The sequence below is a fragment of the Erwinia sp. STN24 genome, assembly GCF_041320675.1.
In the GTDB taxonomy this organism is placed as follows: domain Bacteria; phylum Pseudomonadota; class Gammaproteobacteria; order Enterobacterales; family Enterobacteriaceae; genus Erwinia; species Erwinia aeris.
This window is the reverse complement of record NZ_JBGGPM010000040.1, coordinates 1-207: the sequence shown is the minus strand read 5'-3', so window position 1 is coordinate 207 and position 207 is coordinate 1. Positions and strand designations below refer to the sequence as shown.

Annotated in this window: 1 rRNA gene; it reads left to right on the top strand. The window is 49.3% G+C overall.

Annotated elements, in window-relative coordinates:
- Positions 1-207, top strand: a 23S ribosomal RNA gene (locus tag ACA373_RS22240); the annotation flags it as partial.

The window sequence follows — 207 nt, the reverse complement described above, 5'->3', positions numbered from 1 at the left end:
ATGGGGGTGACTGCGTACCTTTTGTATAATGGGTCAGCGACTTATATTCTGTAGCAAGGTTAACCGTATAGGGGAGCCGCAGGGAAACCGAGTCTTAACTGGGCGTTAAGTTGCAGGGTATAGACCCGAAACCCGGTGATCTAGCCATGGGCAGGTTGAAGGTTGGGTAACACTAACTGGAGGACCGAACCGACTAATGTTGAAAAA